At 42.7% G+C, this 681-nt stretch carries 1 tRNA gene; it reads right to left on the bottom strand.

What is annotated here, in order from left to right:
* Position 1: 1 nt before the first annotated feature.
* Positions 2–74 (bottom strand) — tRNA-Gly (locus tag ACJV7B_RS04030).
* Positions 75–681 lie beyond the last annotated feature (607 nt).

Below are 681 nucleotides of genomic sequence, written 5' to 3'. Positions count from 1 at the left end.
GAGCGGACAACGGGACTCGAACCCGCGGTCTCAACCTTGGCAAGGTTGCGCTTTACCAACTAAGCTATGTCCGCAATGCAACTTTACTGACCAACGTCAGCGCCGAAGCACGAGTAACTACTATACCCGAAATATTCTCAAATGCAAGCCCTCGCCTATTTGGCGTGTCGTTTGGTGGTGTTTTGGGGAATAACCACTCTTTTGCAATAGTTAATTTTCCCGTTTTCTATTATGCAAACGCAATTTAGCTTCGTATCTTCTCTAGATAAACGTTTTTGAACAATGGTATTTATTGAATCCCTTGTTACATTGAATATTCTAAAAAATAACGCTATAATGAACGTATCGCGAGGGCCTCGCAGCTGCCGTTTACGTCAGATTGTTAGTCGAGGGATCCCTCGCAATCTTCATTTTAAGTTCATTTTCTATGGTTATAGATTCTAGGGTTATAGACCAAAATTTATTTATTCATCCGGGGAATGAACTTTACGCGGAACTCCTAAATCGTCTGCTATATCGTCGTATTTATCGCCACATAATTATATGCAGTAACAACACACTAAGCTCTTTCTTTTTGATAAACGCACTTCTAGGATAGCATCAGCGTATGCAGGAAAGACCGTGCTCAATATGGTATGCGCCAATGCGTCGAGGGATCACCCCCGCGTATGCGGGAAAGAC

The sequence above is a fragment of the Gardnerella bretellae genome (assembly GCF_048545135.1).
Taxonomy (GTDB): Bacteria; Actinomycetota; Actinomycetes; order Actinomycetales; family Bifidobacteriaceae; genus Bifidobacterium; species Bifidobacterium greenwoodii.
Note: the sequence above shows the minus strand (reverse complement) of the source record. Positions and strands in the feature narration are given on the sequence as shown.